Source organism: Neobacillus ginsengisoli, from assembly GCF_030813055.1.
Genome location: NZ_JAUSTW010000002.1, coordinates 725620 through 752089, shown reverse-complemented (window position 1 = coordinate 752089; position 26470 = coordinate 725620). Strand labels below are relative to the sequence as shown.

24 protein-coding genes and 2 pseudogenes are annotated in these 26470 nt (G+C 37.0%); 14 read left to right on the top strand and 12 right to left on the bottom strand.

The annotated features are described in order from the left end of the window. Nucleotides 1-614: IS110 family transposase (locus J2S10_RS09160; RefSeq protein WP_307406734.1), on the bottom strand; the 614-nt coding region annotated here is incomplete at its 3' end. 249 nt (nt 615-863) lie between these two features. Between J2S10_RS09160 and J2S10_RS27425 the strand changes: the two genes are divergently transcribed. The 4 genes from J2S10_RS27425 (at nt 864) to J2S10_RS27410 (ending at nt 1976) form a co-directional block, all read left to right on the top strand. Beyond that, on the top strand, nt 864-998 hold the full coding sequence (locus tag J2S10_RS27425) for a hypothetical protein (RefSeq protein WP_370876181.1): 135 nt from the start codon (nt 864-866) through the stop codon (nt 996-998). 99 nt (nt 999-1097) lie between these two features. Further along, complete coding sequence (locus J2S10_RS27420) at nt 1098-1400, top strand: IS110 family transposase (protein ID WP_370876180.1); 303 nt, start codon at nt 1098-1100, stop codon at nt 1398-1400. Nucleotides 1401-1521: 121 nt separating this feature from the next. Next, on the top strand, nt 1522-1779 hold the full coding sequence (locus tag J2S10_RS27415) for a transposase (RefSeq protein WP_370876179.1): 258 nt from the start codon (nt 1522-1524) through the stop codon (nt 1777-1779). A 20-nt stretch (nt 1780-1799) separates the two neighbouring features. Beyond that, entirely contained in the window at nt 1800-1976 is a 177-nt protein-coding gene (locus tag J2S10_RS27410; RefSeq protein ID WP_370876178.1) for a hypothetical protein, read from the top strand. Nucleotides 1977-2639: 663 nt separating this feature from the next. Here J2S10_RS27410 and J2S10_RS09150 read toward each other — a convergent pair. Together J2S10_RS09150 and J2S10_RS09145 are read right to left on the bottom strand one after the other, a co-directional pair. Beyond that, nucleotides 2640-3191 (bottom strand): recombinase family protein, encoded by a 552-nt coding sequence (locus tag J2S10_RS09150; protein WP_307406732.1) that lies wholly within the window; start codon nt 3189-3191, stop codon nt 2640-2642. 349 nt (nt 3192-3540) lie between these two features. Then, on the bottom strand, nt 3541-6069 hold the full coding sequence (locus tag J2S10_RS09145) for an Ig-like domain-containing protein (protein ID WP_307406729.1): 2529 nt from the start codon (nt 6067-6069) through the stop codon (nt 3541-3543). Between the two features lie 623 nt (nt 6070-6692). Here J2S10_RS09145 and J2S10_RS09140 point away from each other — a divergent pair. The 6 genes and pseudogenes from J2S10_RS09140 (at nt 6693) to J2S10_RS09115 (ending at nt 12736) form a co-directional block, all read left to right on the top strand. Next, the gene (locus tag J2S10_RS09140; RefSeq protein WP_307406726.1) at nt 6693-7040 is read left to right on the top strand and encodes a S8 family serine peptidase; all 348 of its coding nucleotides are present in this window, start codon (nt 6693-6695) and stop codon (nt 7038-7040) included. 62 nt (nt 7041-7102) lie between these two features. Next, nucleotides 7103-7542 (top strand): annotated as a pseudogene (locus J2S10_RS09135) (hypothetical protein). A 998-nt stretch (nt 7543-8540) separates the two neighbouring features. Continuing rightward, nucleotides 8541-9017, top strand: a complete 477-nt coding sequence (locus tag J2S10_RS09130; protein WP_307406722.1) for a hypothetical protein — start codon at nt 8541-8543, stop codon at nt 9015-9017. Between the two features lie 368 nt (nt 9018-9385). Further along, complete coding sequence (locus tag J2S10_RS09125) at nt 9386-10885, top strand: malate:quinone oxidoreductase (RefSeq protein ID WP_307406800.1); 1500 nt, start codon at nt 9386-9388, stop codon at nt 10883-10885. Between the two features lie 271 nt (nt 10886-11156). Continuing rightward, nucleotides 11157-11294 (top strand): glycoside hydrolase family 3 N-terminal domain-containing protein, encoded by a 138-nt coding sequence (locus J2S10_RS09120; protein WP_307406798.1) that lies wholly within the window; start codon nt 11157-11159, stop codon nt 11292-11294. A 281-nt stretch (nt 11295-11575) separates the two neighbouring features. Then, nucleotides 11576-12736: an MGDG synthase family glycosyltransferase gene (locus J2S10_RS09115; protein ID WP_307406720.1), complete on the top strand. Its 1161-nt coding sequence runs from the start codon at nt 11576-11578 to the stop codon at nt 12734-12736. Between the two features lie 198 nt (nt 12737-12934). Here J2S10_RS09115 and J2S10_RS09110 read toward each other — a convergent pair whose 3' ends face one another. After that, nucleotides 12935-13192 (bottom strand): hypothetical protein, encoded by a 258-nt coding sequence (locus tag J2S10_RS09110; RefSeq protein ID WP_307406717.1) that lies wholly within the window; start codon nt 13190-13192, stop codon nt 12935-12937. A 242-nt stretch (nt 13193-13434) separates the two neighbouring features. Here J2S10_RS09110 and J2S10_RS09105 point away from each other — a divergent pair, with 242 nt between their 5' ends. From J2S10_RS09105 to J2S10_RS09095, 3 genes are all read left to right on the top strand, one after another. After that, nucleotides 13435-14070, top strand: a complete 636-nt coding sequence (locus tag J2S10_RS09105; RefSeq protein ID WP_307406715.1) for a TVP38/TMEM64 family protein — start codon at nt 13435-13437, stop codon at nt 14068-14070. A gap of 771 nt (nt 14071-14841) precedes the next feature. Continuing rightward, nucleotides 14842-16767, top strand: a complete 1926-nt coding sequence (locus tag J2S10_RS09100; RefSeq protein WP_307406712.1) for a S53 family peptidase — start codon at nt 14842-14844, stop codon at nt 16765-16767. 246 nt (nt 16768-17013) lie between these two features. Further along, on the top strand, nt 17014-17403 hold the full coding sequence (locus J2S10_RS09095; protein ID WP_307406710.1) for a YidH family protein: 390 nt from the start codon (nt 17014-17016) through the stop codon (nt 17401-17403). A 94-nt stretch (nt 17404-17497) separates the two neighbouring features. On the opposite strand, the gene adhE is transcribed toward J2S10_RS09095, so the two are convergent. The 7 genes and pseudogenes from adhE to pdxR form a co-directional block, all read right to left on the bottom strand. After that, nucleotides 17498-20101, bottom strand: coding sequence for a bifunctional acetaldehyde-CoA/alcohol dehydrogenase (gene adhE, locus J2S10_RS09090; protein ID WP_307406707.1), 2604 nt, complete (start codon nt 20099-20101; stop codon nt 17498-17500). 90 nt (nt 20102-20191) lie between these two features. Beyond that, a complete protein-coding gene (locus tag J2S10_RS09085) occupies nt 20192-20419 on the bottom strand; it encodes a hypothetical protein (protein ID WP_307406705.1) in 228 nt (75 codons plus the stop codon). Between the two features lie 399 nt (nt 20420-20818). Further along, nucleotides 20819-20950, bottom strand: a pseudogene (locus J2S10_RS09080) (ATP-binding cassette domain-containing protein); the annotation flags it as partial. 136 nt (nt 20951-21086) lie between these two features. Then, on the bottom strand, nt 21087-21551 hold the full coding sequence (locus J2S10_RS09075; protein ID WP_307406703.1) for a hypothetical protein: 465 nt from the start codon (nt 21549-21551) through the stop codon (nt 21087-21089). 385 nt (nt 21552-21936) lie between these two features. Beyond that, nucleotides 21937-22239 carry a DUF2653 family protein gene (locus J2S10_RS09070; protein ID WP_307406699.1) on the bottom strand — a complete coding sequence of 101 codons (303 nt, stop codon included), beginning with the start codon at nt 22237-22239 and terminating at the stop codon, nt 21937-21939. An 11-nt stretch (nt 22240-22250) separates the two neighbouring features. After that, a complete protein-coding gene (locus J2S10_RS09065; RefSeq protein WP_307406696.1) occupies nt 22251-22682 on the bottom strand; it encodes a hypothetical protein in 432 nt (143 codons plus the stop codon). Between the two features lie 74 nt (nt 22683-22756). Beyond that, nucleotides 22757-24220: a MocR-like pyridoxine biosynthesis transcription factor PdxR gene (gene pdxR / locus J2S10_RS09060; protein ID WP_307406693.1), complete on the bottom strand. Its 1464-nt coding sequence runs from the start codon at nt 24218-24220 to the stop codon at nt 22757-22759. A gap of 180 nt (nt 24221-24400) precedes the next feature. On the opposite strand from pdxR, the gene J2S10_RS09055 reads away from it, so the two are divergent. Beyond that, nucleotides 24401-24592 carry a hypothetical protein gene (locus tag J2S10_RS09055; RefSeq protein ID WP_307406690.1) on the top strand — a complete coding sequence of 64 codons (192 nt, stop codon included), beginning with the start codon at nt 24401-24403 and terminating at the stop codon, nt 24590-24592. Nucleotides 24593-24661: 69 nt separating this feature from the next. On the opposite strand, the gene J2S10_RS09050 is transcribed toward J2S10_RS09055, so the two are convergent. After that, entirely contained in the window at nt 24662-25549 is an 888-nt protein-coding gene (locus J2S10_RS09050) for an SCO family protein (protein WP_307406687.1), read from the bottom strand. Nucleotides 25550-26470: the final 921 nt, after the last annotated feature.

Sequence of the window (26470 nt, the reverse complement as noted above, 5' to 3'; positions counted from 1 at the left end):
TCATGCGGTAAAGCATAGAGTTTTAAGAATTGTAAGGCTGTCTTCCCTTCCCACTTCTTAAAGACCGTTAGAAATTCTGGAAAGTACCGGTCAATACAGTTGTGAACCTGACCTTGGACCGTTTGTAGGTCATCTGTTAAAAGATCGCGTATTTTCTTCGCCACCCGGAGCTCGGCATAAACTCCTTGCGGTATCGTAGGTTCAGCGTATCTTCCGTCCTTGACCAGCTGTGCAATTACTTTAGCGTCTTTCACATCATTTTTAGTTGGTGAATTATCATCGAGTTCCTTGCTTTTCTTTACGTGCAAGGGATTGACTACTACAAACATAATCTCATTTTCTTTCAGAATATGAGCCAGGTTGAACCAATAGTGGCCAGTTGGTTCCATTCCAACCATCACTTTATCCATGGCTTGTTCTCTCTTCAGTTCAGAAATCCATATAAGAAAATGCTGGAACCCCTCTTTTGTGTTTTCAAAATAGCAAGGTGATCCGAACTCCATTCCTCTAAAGTCCTGGGCACGTGCCACATGCTTGAATTTAGCAATGTCGACACCTATAATAAGTGTTTGAGAAGTTATTTGAGCAATCTTCTTATTTTGGTTATAATTCATTTTAAAGCCTCCTGGTATTTGAGTGTTATCCTTTTCGCTGGCCAGCTTCAGGACACTCTTATTCTACCAAGAGGTTATTTTTTTGTTCAAACCTCATTTTCACTCATTACAGGAATGCTGCCACGTTAGTTTAAGTTATCATGAACGAAACTAGCTCCTTACTCGTAACACCGTGGGTTAATTTGGTTACACTGTTTACTGGAAAAAACAAACCAAATCAGAGCTACATTATGGAAGGAGCTAGTTATTATGAAGGATACCATAAAATATGTAGGTTTAGACGTTTCAAAAGAAAAAATTGCCGTTGCCATTGCAGATGAAGGTCGAGATGAGCCAAGGTATTGGGGAATGATCCCTACACGGTGGAATCAATTAGAAAGTTAGTAAAAAAGCTGGGAGAAAAAGATAATCTTCGAGTGTGTTATGAAGCTGGTCCAACTGGCTATGGTTTATATCGGCTTTTTCTTAGCCTAGGAATTGAATGTGAAGTTATCGCACCATCTTTTAATCCCTAAGAAACCAGGTGAACGGATTAAAACTGACCGTAGAGATTCGATTAAACTAGCAAAGTTATTTCGTGCAGGCGAATTAACCTCTGTTTATGTGCCAACAGAAGATGATGAGGCGCTTCGGGATTTAGTTCGAGCCCGTGAAGATGCCAAAGAGGATGAATTAAGAGCCAAACATCAATTATCCAAATTCCTTTTACGAAATGATATTCACCCGCCTTTCAAGGGAAAGAAATGGACTCGTAGATACCGAATGGTTAAATACTCTAAAGTTTGAACGTTCTGCATCTAAAATAGTTTTTCAAGAGTATCTACATCATCTACAAGAAGTTGAGCAAAGGGTAAAACCATTAGAGGAAGAAATTAAATTCCAATCAACGGAAGGATATCATGCGCCAATGATTCAAGCACTCCAATCGTTAAGAGGAATAGCCACTATAACAGCTACCAGCCTTGTGGCTGAGATTGGATCATTTAATAGATTTGCTTCTCCCAAAAAATTAATGTCTTACGTTGGGTTAATTCCAAGTGAAAGTTCAAGTGGTGAAACCAGAAGGCAAGGCAATATTACAAAAACAGGCAACCGTCATGTTCGGCGTCTGCTTGTAGAAGCAGCCTGGAGTTATCGGCATAAGCCTGCATTAAAGGAGATTTAAAGAAACGACAAGAAGGACAGTTGCCTAGTGTTCAAATGATCTCATGGAAAGCTCAAAATCGACTGCATAAAAAATATTTTCGTTTACTATCACGCGGAAAAACAGCTGGAAAGGCATTAACTGCCGTTGCAAGAGAATTAGCAGGATTTATCTGGGCAGTAACTCAAGAAATTGAAAACAACTCCATTGTAAAGTAAAAATTACGATTAAAATAATGTCAATTGCTTTAAAAGTCGGAGCATAGGGCTCGGAGGCAAAGGTAAAAATCGGTAAGGAGAAACCACGAAATGTACTTGTGCTATGCCTAAATAGGCTAACGCACGTTTTAAGTTAGTGGAAGCTCCTTTATACGGAAAGATAAAATGTGAAAACCCACGAATATCAGAGTGCTAACCGCAGTAGAGATTTTTGCCTTCGTGCCGTGTGCTTAACTTTTAGTATTAATGTGAAAGGAGAAGTTTATTATTCTCAGCTTTAAAAAGTATCTCAATTTTCAAATTGCCTGTCAAGGAAAGCATTTGACAGCCAATTTGAAGATTGAGGAGCAGTCAGTAAGCTGAGAAGGAGATTCCCTAGCCTTCAAAGGCTCTACCCTAACTAAAAAGAAAAGAAGCCGAAATACGCTTCTCTTCTTAGAGTTGCACAAAAACCAAACCAAGATCAAATTATGTAGGGGGCATTGACAGTTTCGTTCATATCAGTACATTTCTTCACAATCTCACACCAATATTAACATAAATATCCAGTTTTGTTTAGAAGTCTTATTCAATTAAATGGCCCGATTGCTGAACTAAAATCAAACGGACTCTTCCACTATACTACTCCGTTAAGTGAAAAATTTTACATTCTGTTTAATAGCTTTAAACTTCCTTTAATGCTTGATATAGCTTAGCCTTTGAAACACCAGTCATTTCCGTAATTTCTTTAACTGAGTATTCCTTTGTCTTGTATAATCGAATAGCCTTATCTAGTATCTTTGAATCTGTTTTTGGTCTGCCGCCTTTTCTGCCCCTTGCCCTTGCAGCTTCAAGCCCCGCCCTTGTCCGTTCTGGTATAAGATCACGTTCCATTTCGCTCAATACCGCCAACATACGGAACATGGCTTTACCAATAGCTGTTGTTGTGTCCATGTTGTCATTAACACTGATAAAATCAATACCTCTTAGTTCTAACTCATCTGTAATTTCTAACAGCTTCCTTGTTGACCGCCCTAAACGATCTAACTTATAAACGACTAGAACATCCCCCTTCCTTAAATAGTCCAGGCATTTCTTTAACTCCTTCCTATCATCCTTCGTGCCGCTAATCTTTTCCTTAAAGATTTTCTCACACCCTGCCTTTTCCAGTGCGTCAATTTGCATATCTAATGATTGTTCTTGAGTGGACACCCTAGCATAACCTACCCTAGCCATGATTTATCACTCCTTTGTCTAAAAAACGTATTATTTCAATTATTTTTACACTTTGAATTATATACGGGTTTATAGACGAGTTCTAGCATGATTACCTATTATTTTGATTTGTTTGAAAACTGTCCGTAAAACGGTCATTTTTTAGACGTTTTTTCTAATAAAAAGGCAGCCAGTTTTATTTTTAATTATCAACTCATTAGAAATCACATAAAAAAAGGTTCAGGCAGTAAACCTGAACTTTCTTTAATATGAAGCCCTTATAATCGTTTTTATTTTAAACTACAGTCGACTAAATTAGTCGACTTTATAATTCATTAACTCATAACCTATCAATCCATCCTTTTGCCGGTTAATTTTGAACATTCACCATTTGGCTTTTGAGTACGGTTGTGGTTCCATTATTCCCTGTCTCTCTAACAGTTAATGAGTGTTGTCCATTGGTTATTTTCTTGGTATCAAGGGTATATTGATAACCGGAGTTAGCATTTTGATATTGCGGAAAGGCTTTTTGTACATCAGGGCGCGGTCCACCATATTGTGCTGTCCCCATGCTCGTTCCATCTACTAAAATCTCAATCTTGGCAACGCCGCTTCTGTCTAAGAACCAGCCCTTGACATTCGTTGATCCACTAATAGCAGAGTTAATGGCAGGGGCATCAATCGATCCTTTTGCTAGTAAATTCTGAACATTCACCATTTGGCTATTAAGTACGGTTGTGGTGCCATTATTCCCTGTCTCTCTAACAGATAATAAGTGTTGTCCATTGGTTATTTTCGTGGTATCAAAGGTATATTGATATCCGGAGTTAGCATTTTGATATTGCGGAAAGGCTTTTTGTACATCGATACGCGTACTTCCATACTGTGCTGTCCCAATGCTAATTCCATCTATCAACACTTCGATTTTGGCAACGCCGCTTCCATCTAAAAACCAACCCTGCACATTACTTGTTTCACTAATTGGAGAATTAATTGCAGGGGTATCAATCGATCCTTTTGCCGGTAAATTTTGAACTTTCACCATTTGACTGAGCACTGTCGTGATTCCATTATTCCCTATCTCTCTAACAGTTAATGAGTGTTGTCCATTGGTTATTTTCTTGGTATCAAGGGTATATTGATAACCGGAGTTAGCATTTTGATATTGCGGAAAGGCTTTTTGTACATCGATACGCGTACTTCCATACTGTGCTGTCCCAATGCTAATTCCATCTATCAACACTTCGATTTTGGCAACGCCGCTTCCATCTAAAAACCAACCCTGTACATTACTTGATCCACTAATTGAAGAATTAATTGCAGGGTTATCAATCGATCCTTTTGCCGGTAAATTTTGAACATTCACCATTTGACTGAGCACTGTCGTGTTTCCATTATTCCCTGTCTCTCTAACAGTTAATGAGTGTTGTCCATTGGTTATTTTCGTGGTATCAAGGGTATATTGATATCCAGAGTTAGCATTTTGATATTGCGGAAAAGCATTTTCCACATCGGTACGTGCACTACCATATTGTGCTGTTCCCATGCTTTTTCCATCTACCAACACTTCGATCATGGCAACATCGCTTCCATCTAAAAACCATCCGTTTACGTCACTTGCCCCTTTAAGGATAGATCCATTGGCTGGGTTATCAATATACCCTTTAGCAGGAAGGGGAGGGGTAACAGATATTGTTGTTGCTGGGCTTAACTCATTCAGTTTATCCTTATAGGTTACAGTTAGGTTGGTCCCTGCCTTTTGAGCAGGAATTTCTGCCTTAAAGTCTCCGGTTGCATCAGCCACTGTACTGCCAACTGGCAACGTTCCGTTCATTATTTGTATCATCACATTTGCAAAAGGAGCTTTGCCAGATAAAGATACATCATTATCATCCACTGGGCTAACTACAGGTGCATCTAACTTTTTAATTATATAAGCAGAGGAAATATAACCTGTTAATTTTTGATCAGCTGTTTTGACCGGATACCAGACAAATCGGTTGCTGTCGATGTACCGGTCATAGGTAAATTCCCCGTCAATGATGAGCGTGGTGTTTTTACTTAAGTGGCTATTAATAGATGCGCTGGTTGAAGGTTGTGACCGTAATTTTACATCATCTGTAGTTACTACTACCTTGTCTCCCGTTTTAAAAAAATACGCAGAAGCATGCATCGGATCAGTGACGGTATATTCCAGCTGATTGAATTGAATTGGTTTGGTGCTGCTGGAATCATATGTGAAATCAGCACTGCTGAACGGGAACTGCGCAAAAATACTAGGATATATTTTAGGATCAAGCAAATAACTGTCATTTTGAATTATTCCAAAGACATCATCTTGATAAGTCTGCGTATTCCTTGTTCCATCCGCCTGATGAATGGGACTATTGATCGGCTTGGTGCCGTTGTAAGCCATCACCGGAAAGTACCAATTTTCAATGACATACTGATCTGCGCCTTTTATTCTCGGGAGGGGGTCTTGACCATTACTGTACATGCGATTGAACATGTTGTTAAGAATATCAACACCAGCTTGAATATTGAAGTAAATGTCATCCTTCAATTTTTCTTGATCATAGCCGGGTTGATTGGTAATCTGCATGATCCCAATCCCGCCGTCGCCTGTATTATTCATTAATGGTTGTCCATCGACAAATTGTCTCCAATCACTTTCTTTTGCGGCAACAGCTTTTACAACTTCGGGAGGAATGTTTGCTTCCAATGCAGCGTTTGTCAGTAAGCAGTTCATCTGCTGAGGTGAAGGATTTTGATTTGGTTTAATTTCACCATATGATGTGCATTTGGATGGAAAGTTCATCTCCGCAGAAGCTTGTTCATGTGACAATCCAAGGAATAGTAAAGAAGTAAATACTCCTGCTTTTAGTATGAATGATTTCATTCTCTCATTCTCCCTTATATATTATTCTATATGTATCTAGTAGATTTTACCATAATAGATACCTGTTTTTCTATAATACTTGTATTAAAAAATTCCATTGTACGACTGATTGACTCATATAACACCTTATTTCTATTAAAAGATAAGATAGTAATTTGCCGTTAATTTCCCTTTACCTTCTTCAGCTAACTTGCCAGTACTATAAGTACATCCCTTCACAATCTATATTTTTTCATAAAAATCCAAAAACTTACCACCGAGTGTTATTAATGACAGATAGGTAAGGGTTTGACGTTATCGCCCCCTTTTCCCCTTGCTAGCACCGTAGGTGCAACTTTCTCGCTTGCGAGCGTGTGCGACATAAAACTTTAAGATCATCTGCATACCTTATGATATAGCATTCTTTTAGATTAGATTTCTTGAGTGCCTGTACTTTACTTCCGTTGTGATAGTGCTTCATGAAGACGTTCACCGACTCGTACATCTAAAAGATTGTGAGAAAATTAAAGGATTACTAAATTCCTTACAGCTAAACAAAAAGCAAAATGAATTAAAATGAACTACGCTTTAAAGGATTTTCTTCATTCAAGATTACTCCTTGAGACAAGCGAAGAAAAAGGTCAATGAACTTCGAAAACAATGTAAAAATACCGCAATCTGATTTTGGCGGTAGACCGTTAACTGAGTCAAACCTGGGAGGATCGGTTGGAAAAAAGGGTCTAAGTGCTCCTGGTGATAACATTACTAGCCTCTCACCTAATGGCAAACCGTTAACATTTGGAGGAACAAGTGTCGCAGCACCTTTTGTCAGTGGTACCATTGCTTTGTTGTATTCTTTATTTCCAACAGCAACCGCAACTGAGATGAGATTTGCCGTAACACAATCATACTTTCCTCGAAGAACTACGGTTGTTCCACCTTTGTTAAATGCATGGTCAGCATATCAGTATTTGGTCAAAAAGCGTTCTTAATATAATTTCATTTGGCATATTTAATTGAAAGTATTAACAAATTTGTGGTAGGAGGAAGAAAAATGGAACATATTAATGAAGGGATGGAACAGTTAGAAAATCAGCTTCTTAACGAAAATGAGGTACAAGCAGTCGGTTCGTATTCCGATAATCTAGAAACGATGCTTTTCCCGCAATGCGGAACAACAGGTAATTGTAGCTGCGGAGGCAGAGGAGTAGCATCTAATTCCAATAGTGAAAAGACTAAAGAACCGTCTTACATCTATGCTTGCGGAAAAATCGAACTACGGTTTCCAAATCAGTCGGTTGAAAAGGAACTTGCCCAGGTTATTGGACGGGCGGAAACAGTTGGTCTTACAGATTACCAAGCGCTTCACTCCGTTCTTTCAAAGAGAGAAAACCGATACTTAGCTCGTCAACTTCGTGGGTTCTCACGATCGAGGGCTTAGAAACTTACATCCTACTTCCAAAGGATCCTATGGACTTTGAACACCTTGGATAAACAATTTTTACTACTCAATTCCGTATAAAACTTTATTTGTAGATTCTTGAAGTTCGTTGAAGAATTCCCTACTTTGTATGAAACTAGAAAAGCTGATATACTGTACGGAGAAATTAGGGGTATCTATGAATTGATAATTGGAGGAAGAGATTTGGAATGAATCCAGTAGTTGGTCATCTGTATAATTTTCCTGTTATTGAAAAAGAGCCTTGATAACACAATGGTTAGCACGGCTCTGTATTAATGACCTGTGGGGAAATCGAACCCCCGACCCCAACACTATCAATCTGAAATGTTAATCTAATTAAAACAGAATTGCATGAAAGGATTGATTTATTAGGTTTTTGTTTCAAGCATATACGTTTTTTACGATGTAGTTGGGGTTCAGATTAATGGAGTTTGCCACTAGTTTACCACCATTGTTCCTGGATCCCACATGGCTAGTATGTGGAAATAATTTTACCTGATATTTATTGTATCCTTAAGTTACAAGCCATCAATGTAAAGTGGCCACCACACCAACTTGAAGGAATATAAAATTTAAAATGAGATACAATTTTCCTCACAAATTTTTGCCACCAATTTGCCACCACACATTACAAATTACCGCCCAAACCTAATAAATTAAACCTAACATTAAGCAAACAAAACCTTATAAAATAAAGCATCTAACTATGTAATACAGTTTAAGTATACACATTCCTAAACTGTAGGTCGGAGGTTCGAATCCTCTCTGGGACGTACTTTAAAAAAAACGCTATGTTATCATATTGTTTACCGTTCAATCATACGGGACAATTACGTGACATAGCGTTTTTTTCGTTGTCTGTAGGACGTGGTTTTATATGACTGTAAATATGTTGAGATTCACTCAACTGAATAAGGCATCCAACTACTTCCGTTAATACGTTGAGTACACATCTTGGCAAAAAAGGATGATTTTCTCAATAGCTTGTCCAAACGTAATCTAGCGACCACAAATATATTGATAATATCACATGAAAAAAGGAGGGAACATACTGATATCAGACCATGAAAAAGACAAAAAAAATAGCGATTATAAGAAAGAAGCAAAAAATGAACACTCAATAGAACCCAACAGTGACGGTCTTAAAATTAATATCAACATTCAATACACCTTTAATATTGGAAACAAAAATTTCAATATAGAACAAAGAGCTGAGGGCGGCGGACAGATCAATAAACATGTTGGTACGAACGCAAATCAAGGTGGACAAAACGCTATTGACCATAGCGCGTCCCAAAATAATCAATCACAATTCGCATATGGAAATGGAAGAAGTGGAATCGCAGGACGGGATAATGATGAAGCAGGAGGACAGCAAGGTATAAACAAATTAATAGAGAGCATTATTAGCTCAGAATCCGAACAAAGCCAAGGTTATGGTGAAGACCCAGTTGAAGAGCCGAGTGAAGAAACTGGTGCTACAGTAGAAGTGAAAGAAAACGAATAAATATTGACTGAAATGCAGTATGTATCATCAAATAAAACCTGTAATCCTTTAACGATTGGGATTGCGGGTATTCCCATGAAAAAAAACACTTGTGTTCTTCCCCTTCCCTTGCGGTAGTTTAAGTTCATTTCTTCACACAAACTATATTATGTGTTCCTAGGCCTTGTGGACGGACTTCTCACTTATTACCAGCTTTTATATAACTTATAATTATTATATAATAGTAGATGTTTTAATCTATAAAAAATTTGTAATACACTATAATTTGGTTATAATTGAGACAGAAAAGGTGTGTGACTAGGTCGCGCCTTAGCTTGTTGTGACGCCTACATCTTTTCTGCAAATTTTAGGGGAAAAGGTTGGTAAAAATGATCAACATAGGAACTAAAACAGACGTTATTTTAATTGGCGCCGGAATCATGAGTGCGACTTTGGGGACACTCTTGAAAGAATTAGTACCGGAATGGGAAATTACAGTGTTTGAGAAGCTCGCAAACGCAGGAGAGGAAAGCTCTAACGAATGGAATAATGCGGGAACGGGGCATGCGGCACTGTGCGAGCTTAACTACACGGTCGAAAAACCGGATGGATCTTTAGATATTAGTAAAGCTATAAAAATTAATGAACAGTTTCAGGTTTCAATGCAGTTTTGGTCTTATCTTGTAAACAGCAAGCTGATTCGTAATCCGCAGGATTTTATCATGCCAATACCTCATATGAGTATGGTACAAGGGGAACAAAATGTAACTTTTTTGAAAAAACGTTTTGAAGCGCTATCAAACAATACCCTGTTTCAAGGGATGGAATTTTCCGATGACCATGAAAAACTGATAGAATGGATTCCGCTTATCATGGAAGGCCGTACATTGAATGAACCGATAGCGGCAACAAAAATCGACTCTGGAACGGATGTCAACTTTGGTGCTTTAACACGCATGTTGTTTGATCACTTAAAGAGTAAAAGCGTCGATATCAAATACAAACATAGCGTTAATAATATTAAACGTACTAGCGACGGCTCCTGGGAATTGAAAGTACGAAACGACAGCGGTAACGTCGAACGCCATACTGCAAAATTCGTCTTTATCGGAGGCGGTGGAGGAAGCCTGCATTTACTGCAAAAATCCGGTATTCCTGAAGGAAAACATATTGGAGGATTCCCGGTAAGCGGAATATTTATGGTGTGTAATAATCCGGATGTTGTAGCGCAGCATCATGCAAAAGTATACGGCAAAGCTAAGGTTGGAGCTCCGCCAATGTCTGTTCCGCATCTTGACACAAGATTTATCGACAATAAAAAATCGTTGCTATTTGGACCGTTTGCCGGCTTTTCACCAAAGTTTTTAAAAAACGGTTCAATGTTTGATTTGATAACTTCCGTCAAACCGAATAATGTCATAACTATGTTAGCGGCAGGCGCAAAAGAGATGTCATTGACGAAATACCTGATTCAGCAAGTTACGTTATCGAAAGAACAGCGCATGGAAGAGTTACGAGAGTTTATCCCGGACGCTAAAGCTGAGGAATGGGATTTAGTAGTAGCGGGCCAACGAGTGCAAGTTATTAAAGATACTGAAGCAGGCGGCAAAGGAACGCTTCAATTTGGTACGGAAGTGATTACTGCCGCTGATGGCTCGATCGCAGCATTACTAGGCGCTTCTCCGGGTGCTTCTACTGCCGTTCACGTAATGCTTGAGGTAATCAAAAAATGCTTCCCGCAACATATGAAAGAGTGGGAAGCGAAAATCAAAGAAATGATTCCTTCTTATGGCGTGTCCCTAATGGAAAACCCAAAGCTTCTGCACGAAATTCATTCTTCAACAGCGCAGACGCTTGGTCTAAGCGAAAAAGAGCCGGTCTTTAGTTAATTCTTTGGATGTAGAAACCAAGGTATTGAATGAAAAAGTTTAAGCAACATTTTTCATTAATGGACAATCGTTTCTATGATGATTGAGTAAATAATAGAATACTATTGAAAATAAAACACAGAACCTTTGATCTATCTTTGGATTGAAGGTTCTTTTTTTAAAATTTGCAGTTAGAAAGGCTACGATGAACCGTAACATAAGTGGTAGTAAACTCTAGGCTAAAAATTGATGTTAATAATATAACTATGAACCAGCCCCAAATCTATGCCTCATAATCCTCATTGCTGCAGGAGTAGATTCCATTATGACTGCACATGTCATTATTAACGCTATTGACCCTAAGCTTCCGGCTATCTTATCCAAAAAAGTATTAACTGGCCTTCAATGTTTATATAAATTAGGGGATTAATTCTTAAATTTTCCATATGACAGGACCAAAAAATCTATTTCCATAAAAAAGTTCTTTTTTTTCTTATTGATTTTACATATAATGATAAAAGATTCACTAAAAGTTTATAGTCATCCTAATAACCGAAGTCTTTTACCGAAAAGGCTTTTTTGCATGTTTTTACAAAATAAAATTTAAAATATTCCTATTTTTATAATATAAAAGAAAATTTCTCCTTCAAAAGCGATAATATTTTGATGAAACGTTCTTTCAATATAAGTAATTTAGAAAGGATTGATAGTGTGACTAAAAAAATTCTGGTGATTTCCTCTGACCATACAGGTCATGGACATAAAAGTATCGCAGAATCCTTGCAGGAAAAAATCGGTGTAAATACTCACATTGACATCCATGTGGTCGATGGCTTTGCTTTAGGCGGTACAGCTTTATTAAACATCGGCAAAACCTACGGACCGATTACTCGATATTCTGCCCAGCTGTGGAACGCCATCTGGCATTTTTCTGCAATGAATTCCTTTTTAGTGGATAAATGCGTAGAAGTGATGATCAGAAACAATTTTCTGGCTTTACTGAATGAAGTAAAACCTGATTTGATTTTATCGATTCATCCTAATTTCAATGGTTCTGTCATTAATATCCTGCGTAAAGAAAACATTCACATTCCTTTTGGCACCCTTATTGCCGATCTTGTGAATATTTATCCTTTATGGGCAGACGGGCGGGCAGACTTTATCCTTAGCCCTACGGATGAAGCCAAAGAAAAATGTTTAGAGTTTGGCGTTCCTGAAGAAAAAATAAACGTGGTTGGCTTTCCTGTTCGGGAAAGATTTCATTGCCATTCAGGCAATCGGAACAGTGGAAAATCTACTATCAACTTTTTAATGATGAGTGGTGGTGAAGGAGTAGGCAATATGAGTGCGATTGCAGAAGAACTGCTTGAACACTTCGATTGTACGGTAAGCATCATCGCAGGCAGAAATGAAAAATTGAAAATGGAATTGGAATCTTCTTTAAAAGATCGTTTTGGTGACCGTGCTCAAATTTATGGATTTGTTAAAAATATTCAAGATTTGATGCTGGCAGCAGATATTGCGATCACAAGAGGAAGCCCGAATGTAATGTTTGAAGCTGTTTCGACGAACTTGCCCATTATCATAACAGGAGCTTTACCAGGGCAAGAAAAAGATAATCCATGGTTTGCCGAAAAGCATAATTTAGGTGTGTTTTGCAAAAACACTGAACATCTTACTTCCATTATCAAAGGATTGTTAGCGGGTGGCGGGGAACGTTTAACTTCTATCATAGATTCGCAAAGAAACTTTATCAACGAGCATGCAGCGGAAGATATTTTGACTTTTCTCCTCTCTGTGGAAAAAGAGGAGTATGAACCTGTGAAGAAAAAAAGATTTTCTTTTTCTTTTGCTGTTGCTTCAAATAAATAAATTTTTCCTTATTTTTGATGATAAAAAGACTCGAGTGACCATCCACTTGAGTCTTTTTTCTTTGACTTTTCTCGTACACATTTCACTATTCGATAAAATAAACAATGAGAGGAATAGAGAGTCTTGACTTAAATGTAAAAACTCTTTAACACCTACTAAATTATGAAATGATCAACTAAATGACGGGGAGACGGCTTTTCACTCTTGATAAGGATGTGGGTTTTCGCCATTCTTATCATACATGGTCCCTTTTAACATCAGACCATTCCTAAATAGACCTTCAAAAATCACTTTTCCAGTTTGAGTATCGTATAGTTTCCCTGTACCATCACGTACTCCATTATTATCTACAGCACCTTCATAAACTAGTTTTCCATTTTGATATTGCTTTACTTCTTTTTGGCAGCCAGATAATACAATAATACATATAATTGCAATTGTTATCGCTAATCTCATAAACTCACCTTATCCTGTTTAAAAATTATCATAATTAAAATCCTAAGCCAAATATTCTTTTCCACCATTCCTTAATCAACAAAGAAAGTGATGCTGTAGACAGCTTAAAAACCATGTACAGGGCAATGATTTTAAGGCATCGTGAAAGGATGCTATTTTATTAAAATTTACTTAACAACCCCATTTTCAGAAAAGGTATTTTATAATTTTAGATAGATGATTGAAAACAATTGAGGTGCAAAATGTTTAAAAAAACATTCTTAGTCATTATGCTAATCACCATCATAGTTGTTGGAATTACCCAAAAAGACACTCTTATTGGAATGATAATTCATGGTGGTAGTCCTGCCATTATCGTAAGTATATTGCTGCTTACTATATGCGTTTTCTTTCCAGTAGTTCCTTTTGCCGTTTCAACCGGTATCATAGGAGCGGTTTTTGGAACCATACAAGGAGCGGTTATCTCCCTTTCCGGATCAATGTTTGGCACAATCCTTCTCTTTTTTATTACTAGATATGGCTTTAGAGAATGGGCGCAACAAAAGTTAAAGAAGTATCCAAAGGTTCAAGAATATGAAGAATTCCTTAATCGCAAGTCCTTTTTAGCGATTTTAACAGCACGATTAATCCCTGTTATTCCTGCACCAGTCGTAAATATCGTTTGTGGTTTAAGTAACGTCAATTGGGTAGTTTTCATTATAGCTTCAGCTTTCGGTAAAATCCCAAATATATTCGTTCTTTCCTATGCAGGAGCAAATCTCCATCACAATAAGTGGGTTTCTATTTTGATGTATTCTTTCTACCTTGTCATCATTGTTATCATCAACTTTATATTGGTTTATCGTAAAATACCTAAAAATATGGCAAAAACAAAATAACCCTACTATCTTTTTTGTTGATTAAGCATCATATGCTAAAAAAAATTTCACCGCATATAACAGCCAAAATTATAAGAATATCTATTATGATAAGTGTCTTAACCAAGAATTTCATATAATAAACATCCTTTCGTTTTTGTCATCAACCTTAAATTTACTATCTTATTATAAAAAATGAACAAGGATTAGAACGTCCTTACCTTCTTCTAAACTAAAAGTCGGTACTGATATAATTGTAGGCGATAACGCTCTTTTCCTTCAAGGAAAACGATAAAATATTTCGATGGACCAACAAAAAAAACACCCAAAAATGAGGCTTTTCTTCTGAAACAAGTACATATTATTGATACTTTTACTATTTTTATAAAAGATTATAATATAACCGAGTAATATTTAAAGGGGTTGCTATAGAATAATAGATTCGTTGTAAAATATCCTCAATTCAATATATATATATTGAAGAAATAATACAAATATATCCCAATACTCATAATGTCACGTCCTATTTTATATCCAACTACTTACCAGCTTTGTCAATCTTACTTGGAATTCCTGAAAACCTTCATTTATCCATAACTCAAACCCCTTCCCAACCTGGGGAAGGAGTTTTTACTAACTTCTCTTTTCCGCGGAGGCAATAATTGTAGAATCATCATTCTTAACTGTCGAAAAAGTCAGAATATATTTTATTGTTAATCATCTCTCTTTATTACATAATTGAAACGTACAAGTACTTGTGCAATCTACTACATAAAGGAAGAAGGGAAATGAGTGAAAAAGTTCTGGAAAAAATTTAGTACCGTATCTACTTTAAGTTCCATGATGCTCCTAACAGCTGTACCTTCCTTAACAAACGCGGCAAGCCCGCAAAAAGTAACTGTGCAACAGGGGGCTAACCCGCAAGCTTTACAGAATGCCAGTGTATTTGGAGATTTGCCGGGAAATACCCAAGTAACAGTTGATATTGTGTTGAAAATCAACAATAAGGACAAGCTTGCCAAGTATATTAATGATACAACAACACCTGGAAACAAAAATTACCGTCATTATCTTTCGGTTGATCAATTCAGTAAAAGCTATGGAGCAAATCCAAAATCAATTAAACTTACAACAACTTATTTAAGTTTTTTTGGTATTAAAACAAAAGTTTATCCTAACAATTTACTCATTACGGCAACAGGAACGGCAGATCAGTTTAATAAAGCATTTTCCATTACACTTAAGCAAGAAAAATACAAAGGGAAAACCTTCCATGGGACGAAAGACAGTCCAAAAGTTCCAATAAGTTTTGGAAACGATATTCTTTGTATCCTAGGGTTAAGTAACTATTCCAATTTCACTTCACATGCTGTAAAACAACCTGCTCCTTTAACCGATAATGGAACCACTCCAACTGGCCCGCTTAATCTTATGCCACAAGATTTAATCAAGCAGTACAATGTCCAACCGCTTTATGACAAAGGGGCAACAGGGGCCGGGCAGACAATTGGGATTGTCTCCTTAGCTGAGTTTAATCCTGAGGATGCTTATTCATTCTGGAAAGGTACAGGAATAGACGTTAAAAACGATCGGATTACCAAAACAGATGTCGATGGAGGCTCTGGCTGGGACGGATATGATGAAACAACACTAGATGTGCAACAATCAGGTGCATTAGCCCCGCAAGCAAATATTAATGTCTATGTCGGACCAAATACTGACACAGGGTTCACTGATGCATTCGCAACGGCGATTAATGAAAATAATGCACAGCAAATCTCTGTAAGCTGGGGAGAAAGCGAACCCGCTATTCAATATTTTGTCCAACAACAACTCGAGACACCACAATACGCGGAAGTGTTTAATCAATTGTACATGCAGGCAGCATCACAAGGCATTTCGATGTTTGCAGCTGCAGGTGACGAAGGTTCTTATGATGCAGCAAGGGAATTCGGGCTAGGTTCTACAGTACCTAACGCAGCTTCGTTGTCAGTAGATAATCCTGCCGATAGTCCATATATTACAGCAGCTGGCGGAACTACCTTACCGTTCCACTTCCATTCAAATACTTATAATTTGGATGTAAGTAATGATCAAGAACGTGCATGGGGCTGGGATTACCTATTTAAGTATTTTGATGCACGAGGATTAAACACTCCTGCTGGTTGGTCAGGCAGATACCTTGCAGGCAGCGGCGGCGGCTTTAGCCAATTCTTTGCTACCCCTGATTATCAGCTTGGAGTTAAGGGTGTAAACAAGTATACAGCTGTGAAACAATGGACACCGAATGCTGGCCAGACTACCTTAACACGAGATGCCGGTCCAACGATAGTTACAGGAAGAGGAACTGGACGAAATATGCCTGACCTTTCTATGAACGCAGATCCATACACAGGCTATCAGGTTTGGTTCAGTGATCCAGGTGCACCAGGTACGAATTTCGGGTCTGCCACTTACGGAGGAACTTCCTTTGTTGCTCCACAGTTAGCTGGTCTTTCTGCTTTAATTAATAGTGCAGATAAAACACAGGTGGGCTTCTGGAATCCGCAAATCTATCGTTTTGCACAACAAGCACATTCACCATTACACCCATTAAACACAACTGGTGCTACTAACGATAACGGCTTCTACACAGGAACTCCGGGTACGGTCTATAATCAGGCTACAGGACTTGGAACACCGGATGTCGCAGCACTTGCAACTAAATTCTCAAAATAATTAACAAATTTTACCGTATTTTCTAAAACCAAAGCCCATCCCCTATTGGAGATGGGCTTTCGACTTTCCTACTTTTTTACAATAATTTAACTAATTTTTTTATTTTAAAATGATATACTCTTAGAGGATGATTTGAAGCTTCACTGGTAATTTTGTTCGGACTTATAATATGAGGTTAGTTTTGAAAATAATAAGAAGAGATAAATTTCCTCTTATCGGAAATGTCATAAGAATGAGGTACTACATATGGAAGAAATCAGCAAGGAAAAAACAATTGATTCGAAATACATTCAGCAACATTTAGCCAATGAACGAACATTTTTGGCATGGATCAGAACGTGCATCACGATAATGGGAGTCGGTTTTCTGATTACAAATCTACACTTTTCGACTCTTTCAGAGAAGATAGCTATAGGAGATTTGTTAGCAAAAATCATTGGATTGGCCTCTATTATTGTTGGCATTCTGAGTTTGTTAATAGCAACTTTTAGTTATTTTAAAAAAGGAAATGATATAAACCAACAGTCCTTTCGCTATTCAAAATTCTTGGTTTACTTCCTAACAATATCCTTAATACTCATTATCCTCGTTTTTGGATTTTATTATTTATTCGTCTGGGGAATGCTTAAATCATAGTTTTTTGCAATATAAAAGAGATGCCCTGTCAGCAATAGAAATGAAAGCCATCTTTTGAGAGATGGCTTTCATTATTGTTAACGGTTATTATCTTTTAAACTCCCTTATATGATAGACGGTAAATCTCCGCTAATTCCGTTACTAAAGGAAGCTTTGGATTGGCAGTGGTGCATTGGTCTTCGAATGCGCGTTCTGCTAAGAAATCCACCTTGCTTTCGAATTCAACTTTATCAACGTTATTTGCTTCAAGGCTCATAGGAATGTCGAGTTCTTTAGCCAATTTTATAATGGCCTGAACAAGGCTTTCTACACCTTCTTCTGTTGTTTTTGCCGGTAGTCCAAGCGTTCTGGCAATTTCAGCATAGCGAAGGTCGGCAACGAAATGGTCATACTTAGGGAATGCAGTAAACTTTTTCGGTTTTGTTGCATTATAGCGAATAACATGTGGTAAAAGGATTGTATTTGCACGTCCATGAGCGATATGGAATTCAGAACCCAGCTTATGCGCAAGGCTGTGGTTAATTCCAAGGAATGCATTGGCAAACGCCATACCGGCAATCGTTGAAGCATTATGAACTTTTTCACGTGCTACTTCATCACTGCCATTTCTGTAAGCTCTTGGAAGATACTCAAATACTAACTGAATTGCTTTCATTGCAAGGCCGTCAGTAAAGTCATTTGCCATACAGGAAACATAGGCCTCAATCGCATGAGTCAATACGTCCATACCTGTATCGGCTGTAATAGCTTTTGGTACCGTCATTACAAACTGCGGGTCAATGATCGCAACATCAGGTGTCAATTCATAATCAGCTAATGGATATTTCATATTTGCTTCTTTATCTGTGATAACAGAGAATGATGTTACTTCAGAACCTGTTCCGGAAGTTGTCGGGATAGCTACAAATTGTGCTCTTGCCCCTAAATGAGGATATTTCACAATCCGTTTTCGGATATCTAAAAATTTCTGTTTTAATCCAAAGAATTCAGAATCCGGATACTCATAGAACAGCCACATTCCTTTGGCAGCATCCATGGCAGATCCTCCGCCAAGGGCAATGATGACATCAGGCTGGAATTTTGCCATCATCTCTGCACCCTTCATCACGGTTTCGATTGATGGATCCGGTTCCACTTCGGAGAAAATTTCGCAATGCACATAATCCGGACGCTTTCTCAAATAGTAAAGCACTTTATCTACATAGCCCAATTTCACCATAGCAGGGTCTGTTACAATCATTGCTTTAGAGATTTTCGGCATTTTTGCTAAATATTGAACTGCATTCTTTTCAAAATAAATTTTAGATGGGACTTTGAACCACTGCATATTCACGTTCCTCTTAGCAACTTTTTTAATATTAATCATGTGAATGGCACCAACGTTAGTTGACACAGAGTTTCCTCCATACGTACCGCAGCCAAGTGTTAGGGATGGCATATAAGCATTGTAAATATCACCAATCGCACCTTGAGAGGATGGTGCATTGACAATGATTCGTCCTGCTTTCATTCGCATACCAAATTCTCTTATAGCATCTTGATTCGTTGTGTGAATAACTGCAGAGTGACCTAAACCGCCAAACTCAAGCATTTCTTCAGCTCTTTTTAGTCCTTCTTCTAAACCGTTAACCTTGAAGCATGCTAAAACCGGACTTAATTTTTCCCTTGATAGCGGGTATTGCGGTCCAACTCCTTTTAATTCTGCCACAAGAATTTTCGTGCTATCCGGGACGGCTACGCCTGCCAATTCGGCAATTTTATATGCAGGCATTCCAACAATATTAGGATTTACTGCACAGGATTGTTCATTGATCACTAATTTTTCTACTTTTTGTTTTTCTTCATCATTTAAGAAATAGCAATTGTTTGAGATCATCTCTTTTTTAACTTCTGCGTAAATTTCTTTATCAATAATAACGGCTTGTTCTGAAGCACAAATCATCCCGTTATCAAATGTTTTTGATAAAATCAAATCGTTAACAGCTTGTTTTAGGTTAGCACTTTTCTCAATATAGCAAGGAACATTACCCGGTCCAACACCCAGTGCCGGTTTACCTGAGCTGTATGCTGATTTCACCATGCCTGCACCGCCGGTAGCAAGGATCAGCGAAATTTTCGGATGGTTCATTAATGCTTGTGTTGCCTCAAGTGATGGAGTATCAATCCATTGAATGCAATTTTCAGGTGCGCCTGCTTTAATGGCGGCCTCTCTTAGTATTCTTGCTGCCTCACTGCTGCTTTTTTGAGCAGATGGATGGAAGGCAAAAACAATTGGATTTCTTGTTTTAATTGAAATTAAAGATTTAAACATCGTAGTTGAAGTTGGATTTGTAACTGGTGTTACACCTGCCACAACACCCACAGGCTCAGCAATTTCAATCATCCCTTCATGTTCGTTTTCGTTTATAATACCAACTGTTTTATTGTATTTAATATTGTGATAAACATATTCAGTGGCAAACATGTTTTTGATGATCTTATCTTCGTATACACCTCTTTTTGTTTCCTCAACAGCCAGTTTGGCTAGAGGCATATGCTGATCAAGGCCAGCCAAAGCCATTTGCTTCACAATTTCATCAATCATTTCCTGATCAAAGCTGCGAAATTCCGCTAACGCTTTAAGACCATTTTCCACTAAGGTATCAACCATTTTTGTTACATCTTGTTTTTGTTTAATTACTTTTTCTTCCACTGACATTGTTAATCCCTCCGTTTGTACTGTTTGTGAATTTATTCACATGTTTAGTTTTTTTTAAAAGTGATAGTGCCTTAATTTATGGATAAATTGTTACTCGCAAACCGGATTTCTTGGAATCTTTTCAAATGAAATGTCCGTAAATAATTTAGTACTTTTCTTAACGATGATACAATAGTTTACTGTCCAAATATAAGCAGGAATTTCTTCATTTTCTTTGAACATCATCGCCTCAAATTCGTCTCCCGCAACCTCTTCAAAGGTTTCTAATGTATACGTTTCTGAATCAGTTGAGAAGGTCTTCCATTCACATACCATCATTTGTTATCACTCCTTGTTTCCTTTGTGATTTCATCATAACATGAAATTTCAAAAACAGATTGTGAAATATTGAACAATCTATGAACCATTGAAAAATATTGTTACAAATAGTACTTTCTTCATATAAGTAAGATTTTCGACTCATTTATTGGTTAAATTTGAAAAAAGATTTATCCAATTTGAAAACGCATTCAAAAATAATATTATTTTAGTATACTTTTTTATCTTCAAGCTATTTAAACTGTAAGCCATTCTTAAAACTTGTCACAAAAGAAGGGTGTCCAATTCAAATCAGACACCCTTTTTATTTGATTATACTATTTTTCTATCATTTGTAACTTCGAAAGCAAGGGCTGATTATTCTTCCAAACAAAACTGACTGGAAGATTAACAAATTGGGATAGCAGTTTTTCCGGCTCCGTTTAATCCAAATAATACCCAGTGCTCTCCTTTTTCAACATCCCAATGAATGTTCTGTAAAACCCAATTTCCATCTCGTCTTACAGAGACGTCTTCCAGATGAAGAACCATGTTTGATTCTCCCCTCTACCATTCTATGTAAAAATAATCATACATCTATATTATTCATTGCATTAGGAATATTCGGCTAATTTAACAATCAACCCCTTTGGTATCCCAATTCATTTATGGGAGCTTTAGCTCAATTTCATATGGTGTATTCCTTGAATGAGAAACAAAAGAGTTTACGCTCAATTCTTCCTTTATGACCAATTAGCTTGTACCAGCTTTGTCCAATATAAAAAGGATTTGAAATTAACTTTTCTATGTAGTTTGAAATACGGCCATTTGCTTCCGGATTTTCAATTTTATTTTTACAAGACAGAGCCATGACAAAATATGATTTATCATTTTCAAATTCAAGTAATTGAAGATGATTAGTACCTTTCTGTTTTTTATTAAATTCATCTAAAACTTTATCAATACTTTTCTTTACATCTATTTCATATTTATTTGCATCTTTCCAGTTTGATAAAAGGGAATCATAAAGAGAAACTGTTAGGATATAATAGGAGGAATAATCTTTAGGGTCAAAGCTTTCATTGCCAACTTTTTGTATTTCCATTGGGATAACAACAAAATTTTTATAGTTAGCAAAAAAATTTTCATTCATAACGTATACCTTCTTTCTTTTGATAATTGGATGTAATATACCTTTTTGAGAATATCTAGTATTAAATGGATAAATCTGAATATTGGTCGTAAATCTTTTTTTAATAGATATATATATTTATGGTATCTCTTAATAATTTCTAATCATTCAGTCAATAGTAGTATTTTGTTTTCTAAAAAATAGGAAGAAAGAAGTAATTTTCAGAAAAATTAAAACTCTAATATTTGAAAATTATAACGAATTATAAGAAATCCTGCAAAAAATGTGAATTTTTAGGACTTAAAGCACAAAGCCCCTTTCTTTTTGAAGAGAAGCTTATAGGACCATTAACCATACTTATAGAAATAAAAGGGACCGGTAATTCCAGCCCCTTTTTATATTGCTTTTAATAATTATTTCGAACCTGAATGGATGCCGAAAATCCTTCCGCTTCAGAGAAGGACAAATTAACTAGTAATCTATCCGGATGGAATTGATGGTAGTCTCGTAAATAGATTGAAACCGCATCGATTACGTCTTGTTCATTTAATCGCACTTGGCGTCCATAAACTAAAGCAGTGGCGGCAAATCCAAAATCCGGATTAAACTCCAAATCAGCTTCTACCTGTTCAGGTCTTGCCTTTTCTCTTACGGATGTATACACACATACACTATCTACAAGGTCTTGTTCATTAAAAATAAGCTCCATCGCCATTCTCCTTAGTATCTTCTTCTTCTAAAAATGCTTTTAATTAACCTGATAATAATTAATATGACAATGATATCTACGAGAAGTCCAAAAAAGGAAAATCCGTACGAACCGTAATAACCATTTGCTCCGTAATAATGACCGCCAAAGGGATGGAACATATGACCAAAAAATGTTCCTGCTCCAAAGGCAGCAGCGTGAGACCAAAAGCTGCCGGAACGTGAAGGTTGAGATCGGCTATACTGAGAAGAAGACGGTGTTCTTGAAACACTGCTTGATGGTGACTTATATCCGGAATGGTAGGTTTTGCTGGTACTCGAATGAGATCCTGACAGAGTACTGTGAGTAGTTGTACTATGACCGCCGCTAAATCCTCTGGCTTCTGCAAAGCTTGGCAAAACAAGCGTAAACACGAGCAAGAAAACCCAAATTAATTTTTTCAAAATCAAAACTCCTTTCTAACTGAAACACTACTATTATAATACAAAATACAAAAAAGGTTTCGATTTAAAATGGATTAGAAATCTGAAATAAAAAAATTTTTTTTTGAAGATTCTAACCGTTCTATAGCTTGTGCAAATCTTCCTATTCCCTCATGAATGAACTCGGCTTTTTCTCGGGAAAATGTAAACCTAATAAACCCCTTTTGAGAGCCTAAAACGGTTCCCGGCACAAAAACAACTCCATATTTTATTGATTCCTGAAGTAAGGACGTTTCATCTATATCTGTTTTTAATTTGCACCATAAATGAATCCCGCCATTAGGAGGACTGAATTCCACTTGTTCGTGAAGGAACTGATCTAAACTTGAAGTGATTTGGTCTCTTCTTTGTTTCAACCGGTCTCTTAAAAAGTTTATATGAGACGAAAAGAAACCGGTTTGTAAAAACTCATTTGCCATCCATTGTGTAAATGTGCTGTGGCCAAAATCAACTTGTTGTTTTGCGTCCGCTAAACGTTCAATTACGGGTGTTGGCCCAATAATCCAGCCAATTCGTAACCCTGAAGCTACAATTTTAGATAGAGAGCTAACATAAAGTACATTATTATAGTTTGAAGATTTTAGAGTGGCAATTTTTTCACCGGAAAAGGAAGTTAAACTGTAAGGGTCGTCTTCTATCACCGGGATTCCGTACTCTTCAGAAATCTCAAGAATTTTTTTTCGTCGCTCTGAAGAAAGCATTGCCCCTGTTGGATTCTGAAAAAATGGATTTACAAAAATCATCCTTATTCGGTGTTTCTTATTTAATGAAATAAGGTCATCCGGGTTTATTCCATATTGATCAACCGGTAAGAGGAATGTCTTCAATCCTGCTGAGCGGAAAACCGGCAGGGAATAGCTATATGATGGATCTTCAATCGCAACTGCATCACCCGGCGTTAACAGGCATTGAATGATAAGATGCAAGGCTTGTTGGGCACCGGAGGTTATAAGGATTGAAGATGGCCTCGTTTCGATATTCCTAAATTCTCTAACATGTTCAGAAATCGTTTCTCTTAAAGCAATATTACCTTGAGGATGATCGTAACCAAGTCTCCCTGCAAAAGTTTTTTCAACAAGTACCTTTCTAAAGAAATCATAAGGAATTAAATCATCCGATAATTCACCGCTTGCCAAATTTATTGGATTGTGAACTTCTGTTTCCATCCGAATCTGTTGTACCATCGGAAGATTGGGTAGAAAGGAACCGGCTTCGATATACCGATTCCAGCTGGGAATACGTTTTTTTGAAAACCCCCATATGCCACGATTTACAATTGTTCCGCTTCCCTTCTTACGTTCAATTAATCCGTTTGCTTGTAATTCATCATAGGCAGCGACTACAGTACTCCTGTTAACTTGCAGGTCTTTTGCCAAAACACGTTCAGATGGAAGAACACTTTCCGGCGGAAAAGTTCCGTCGAGAATTCCACTTTCAATATATTCAGCTATTTGTTTGTATATAGGCACTTTTTTTGAGCGATCCGGTGTCCAATCCATCACTAACATCCTTACTTTCACTTTTTATTGTTATCTATTATATGTAAATGGTTTGGAAAAATAAAGAATTGGATGGCCAAAATTTTCGATAATTGGATGGTTTCTTTTACTTGCCGCTATTCTAAAATAAAAAGAGAGACAAAGAATTTGCTGTATTTATTGGAAAAAGGGGGAGCGTTGATGACATTTGCGATGGCTATGGTCGTTGTTATTCTTCTATTAGCTTTAGTGGGGACATATGCTCTTACAGGAAAAACGGATGAAAACTATAAATCTTCAACAAAGCAAAATACATTCAGATTAACAGCTATTTATATAATTGTAATCCTATTTGCGTTATGTGGGTTAGGATGGTACATCTCCCATATTTAAGCAAAATAATTGAAGAGAGCCAAGTGTTTTTACACACACTTGGCTCTTATGGTATATCTAAATTCCAAATTACTTACTGCTTCCCGTTACAACTTGAAATAACTCATCCCGATCAATATAGCTTCCTGAAAACTCATGCGTCAATTGTCCGTCAGGATTGAAAATAAAGGTTTTGTTATCATGAATAACTTCTGAACCTTTCTTTTCAAAGTGCTCCCCTAAAGTATTAGACAATTTTTTGATTTCCGTCATTTCCCCGGTGAGCATTTTTAGGTATGATGTATCAAATTTCATTTTCTTTGCGTGTTCTTTTAATTTTGCCGGAGTATCATTTTTAGGGTCAATCGAAATGGAAACGAGTAAAATATTATTAGAGTTAATCCCCTTTGATTTAATATCCTGCTGCAGGTTACTAAAATTCCCTAATAAAATCGGGCAGGCGTTCGGATCATCACAATTTACATAGGTGAAGGTCATAGCAACCGTTTTCCCCAAAAGATCCTGTTTTGTTACCAGCTTTCCATTTTCGTCGATCAGCTTAAATTCAGGCAGTGCTACCTGTTTTGTCACCCTGTGGGCATTCTCCTTCGTTAATGCCGCAACAGTGAATTGTTTTTCTACCTCTTCTGTTTTTCCGTTATTGTCTACTTTTATATCTGCCACCCAGTCACCATTCATGGATATATTAGCGATACCTATATACTTGCCATCTCCGGTTTCTTCTATTGAAACCGGAATTGTTCCATGATCCATATTTTTCATATTCAGTTCTGCACTTACCTTTGCACCTTTTACTGGCTTACCTTGCTTGTCGAGAATTTTAATTAGCATCGGAAAGGCTTTTCCAGGAGTAAACGTTTTTGGTGTCGAGAGCTTAACTTGAAGGCTATTTGCTCCTGAACACCCTGCAATCAAGACCAGTATAAGACACCCAATGAAAATTACGAATTTTTTCATCACTAACAACCTTTCCGTAAATTAATAAGTATGTGTTTGGGGTTGCTCTCAGCAAACTTGACGATGCATTAAGCCAATTTTTGTTCATTCGGACACAGTATATTAGGTGTACCTTTCCACTATAAACTTCAAACAATTTTTCAACTGTGATATTTTACACGTTTCATCCAATTTCCTTATTTTCTGACTGCCTGTTTCTGATATTTCATGGAATATCGGCATTGAAAATATCAGTCAGTTAAATCCATTGCATGCGTACCAATGTCGATTAATGGCCCGCCCTATCCAATTTCCATTGTCATTTTTACTACCCCTTTTTTTATCATTTTACGAGCCAAATAGTCATTGAGATTTCTTGCTCTCTGTTCTTTCCTTTAATGGTTCTGACTTTCGATATTTTTCTACCACATGTAAAAGCATTCCCAACTTCTTACTCAACTGTTGAACCTAATTAAGCTGGCCGCTACCCTCCAAAAACTGCCGATTCGGCGGCGGAATAGGATAAATGACTTTCTTTGTTGAAGGGATCTGGCATTTTATAATGGTAATTATCATTCATAATGAAAAAAATTCATTTCCCCTATTAATGGTAGAACGTATGAAAGCCTTTTACTACCATTAAAACGACCTGTTATTTTCACTTTTCCTACTTTTTTGGTTAAAATTATGTGTTTACAAAATTAATTCATATTCAAATCATTAAGCTGCCTTTATAGAGCTTTTATTTGTCTGGGATGAACGTAACGGCGGTGACATCAGTTATTTATTAAAAGAGGAGGAAGTCAATCCCTATTTAGATCCAAGCTTTGTACTTCGTACCATTGAACTTGATTTTCCTGTTATAGAATTATCTCTTTGTTTATTTTTGATTTTTAAATAACTCGCCACAATTAGCACCTATTTATTTTTTTTATAAAAAAA

Coding starts and splice junctions, on each gene's coding strand:
- J2S10_RS09145 (WP_307406729.1), bottom strand. CDS start 6,069: ATGAAATCATTCATACTAAAAGCAGGAGTATTTACTTCTTTACTATTC.
- J2S10_RS09105 (WP_307406715.1), top strand. CDS start 13,435: ATGTTTAAAAAAACATTCTTAGTCATTATGCTAATCACCATCATAGTT.
- J2S10_RS09075 (WP_307406703.1), bottom strand. CDS start 21,551: ATGAATGAAAATTTTTTTGCTAACTATAAAAATTTTGTTGTTATCCCA.
- pdxR (WP_307406693.1), bottom strand. CDS start 24,220: ATGGATTGGACACCGGATCGCTCAAAAAAAGTGCCTATATACAAACAA.
- J2S10_RS27425 (WP_370876181.1), top strand. CDS start 864: ATGAAGGATACCATAAAATATGTAGGTTTAGACGTTTCAAAAGAAAAA.
- J2S10_RS09140 (WP_307406726.1), top strand. CDS start 6,693: ATGAACTTCGAAAACAATGTAAAAATACCGCAATCTGATTTTGGCGGT.
- adhE (WP_307406707.1), bottom strand. CDS start 20,101: ATGTCAGTGGAAGAAAAAGTAATTAAACAAAAACAAGATGTAACAAAA.
- J2S10_RS09095 (WP_307406710.1), top strand. CDS start 17,014: ATGGAAGAAATCAGCAAGGAAAAAACAATTGATTCGAAATACATTCAG.
- J2S10_RS09130 (WP_307406722.1), top strand. CDS start 8,541: ATGAAAAAAGGAGGGAACATACTGATATCAGACCATGAAAAAGACAAA.
- J2S10_RS09070 (WP_307406699.1), bottom strand. CDS start 22,239: ATGGAGCTTATTTTTAATGAACAAGACCTTGTAGATAGTGTATGTGTG.
- J2S10_RS09085 (WP_307406705.1), bottom strand. CDS start 20,419: ATGATGGTATGTGAATGGAAGACCTTCTCAACTGATTCAGAAACGTAT.
- J2S10_RS09055 (WP_307406690.1), top strand. CDS start 24,401: ATGACATTTGCGATGGCTATGGTCGTTGTTATTCTTCTATTAGCTTTA.
- J2S10_RS09050 (WP_307406687.1), bottom strand. CDS start 25,549: ATGAAAAAATTCGTAATTTTCATTGGGTGTCTTATACTGGTCTTGATT.
- J2S10_RS09125 (WP_307406800.1), top strand. CDS start 9,386: ATGATCAACATAGGAACTAAAACAGACGTTATTTTAATTGGCGCCGGA.
- J2S10_RS27415 (WP_370876179.1), top strand. CDS start 1,522: ATGATTCAAGCACTCCAATCGTTAAGAGGAATAGCCACTATAACAGCT.
- J2S10_RS09150 (WP_307406732.1), bottom strand. CDS start 3,191: ATGGCTAGGGTAGGTTATGCTAGGGTGTCCACTCAAGAACAATCATTA.
- J2S10_RS09110 (WP_307406717.1), bottom strand. CDS start 13,192: ATGAGATTAGCGATAACAATTGCAATTATATGTATTATTGTATTATCT.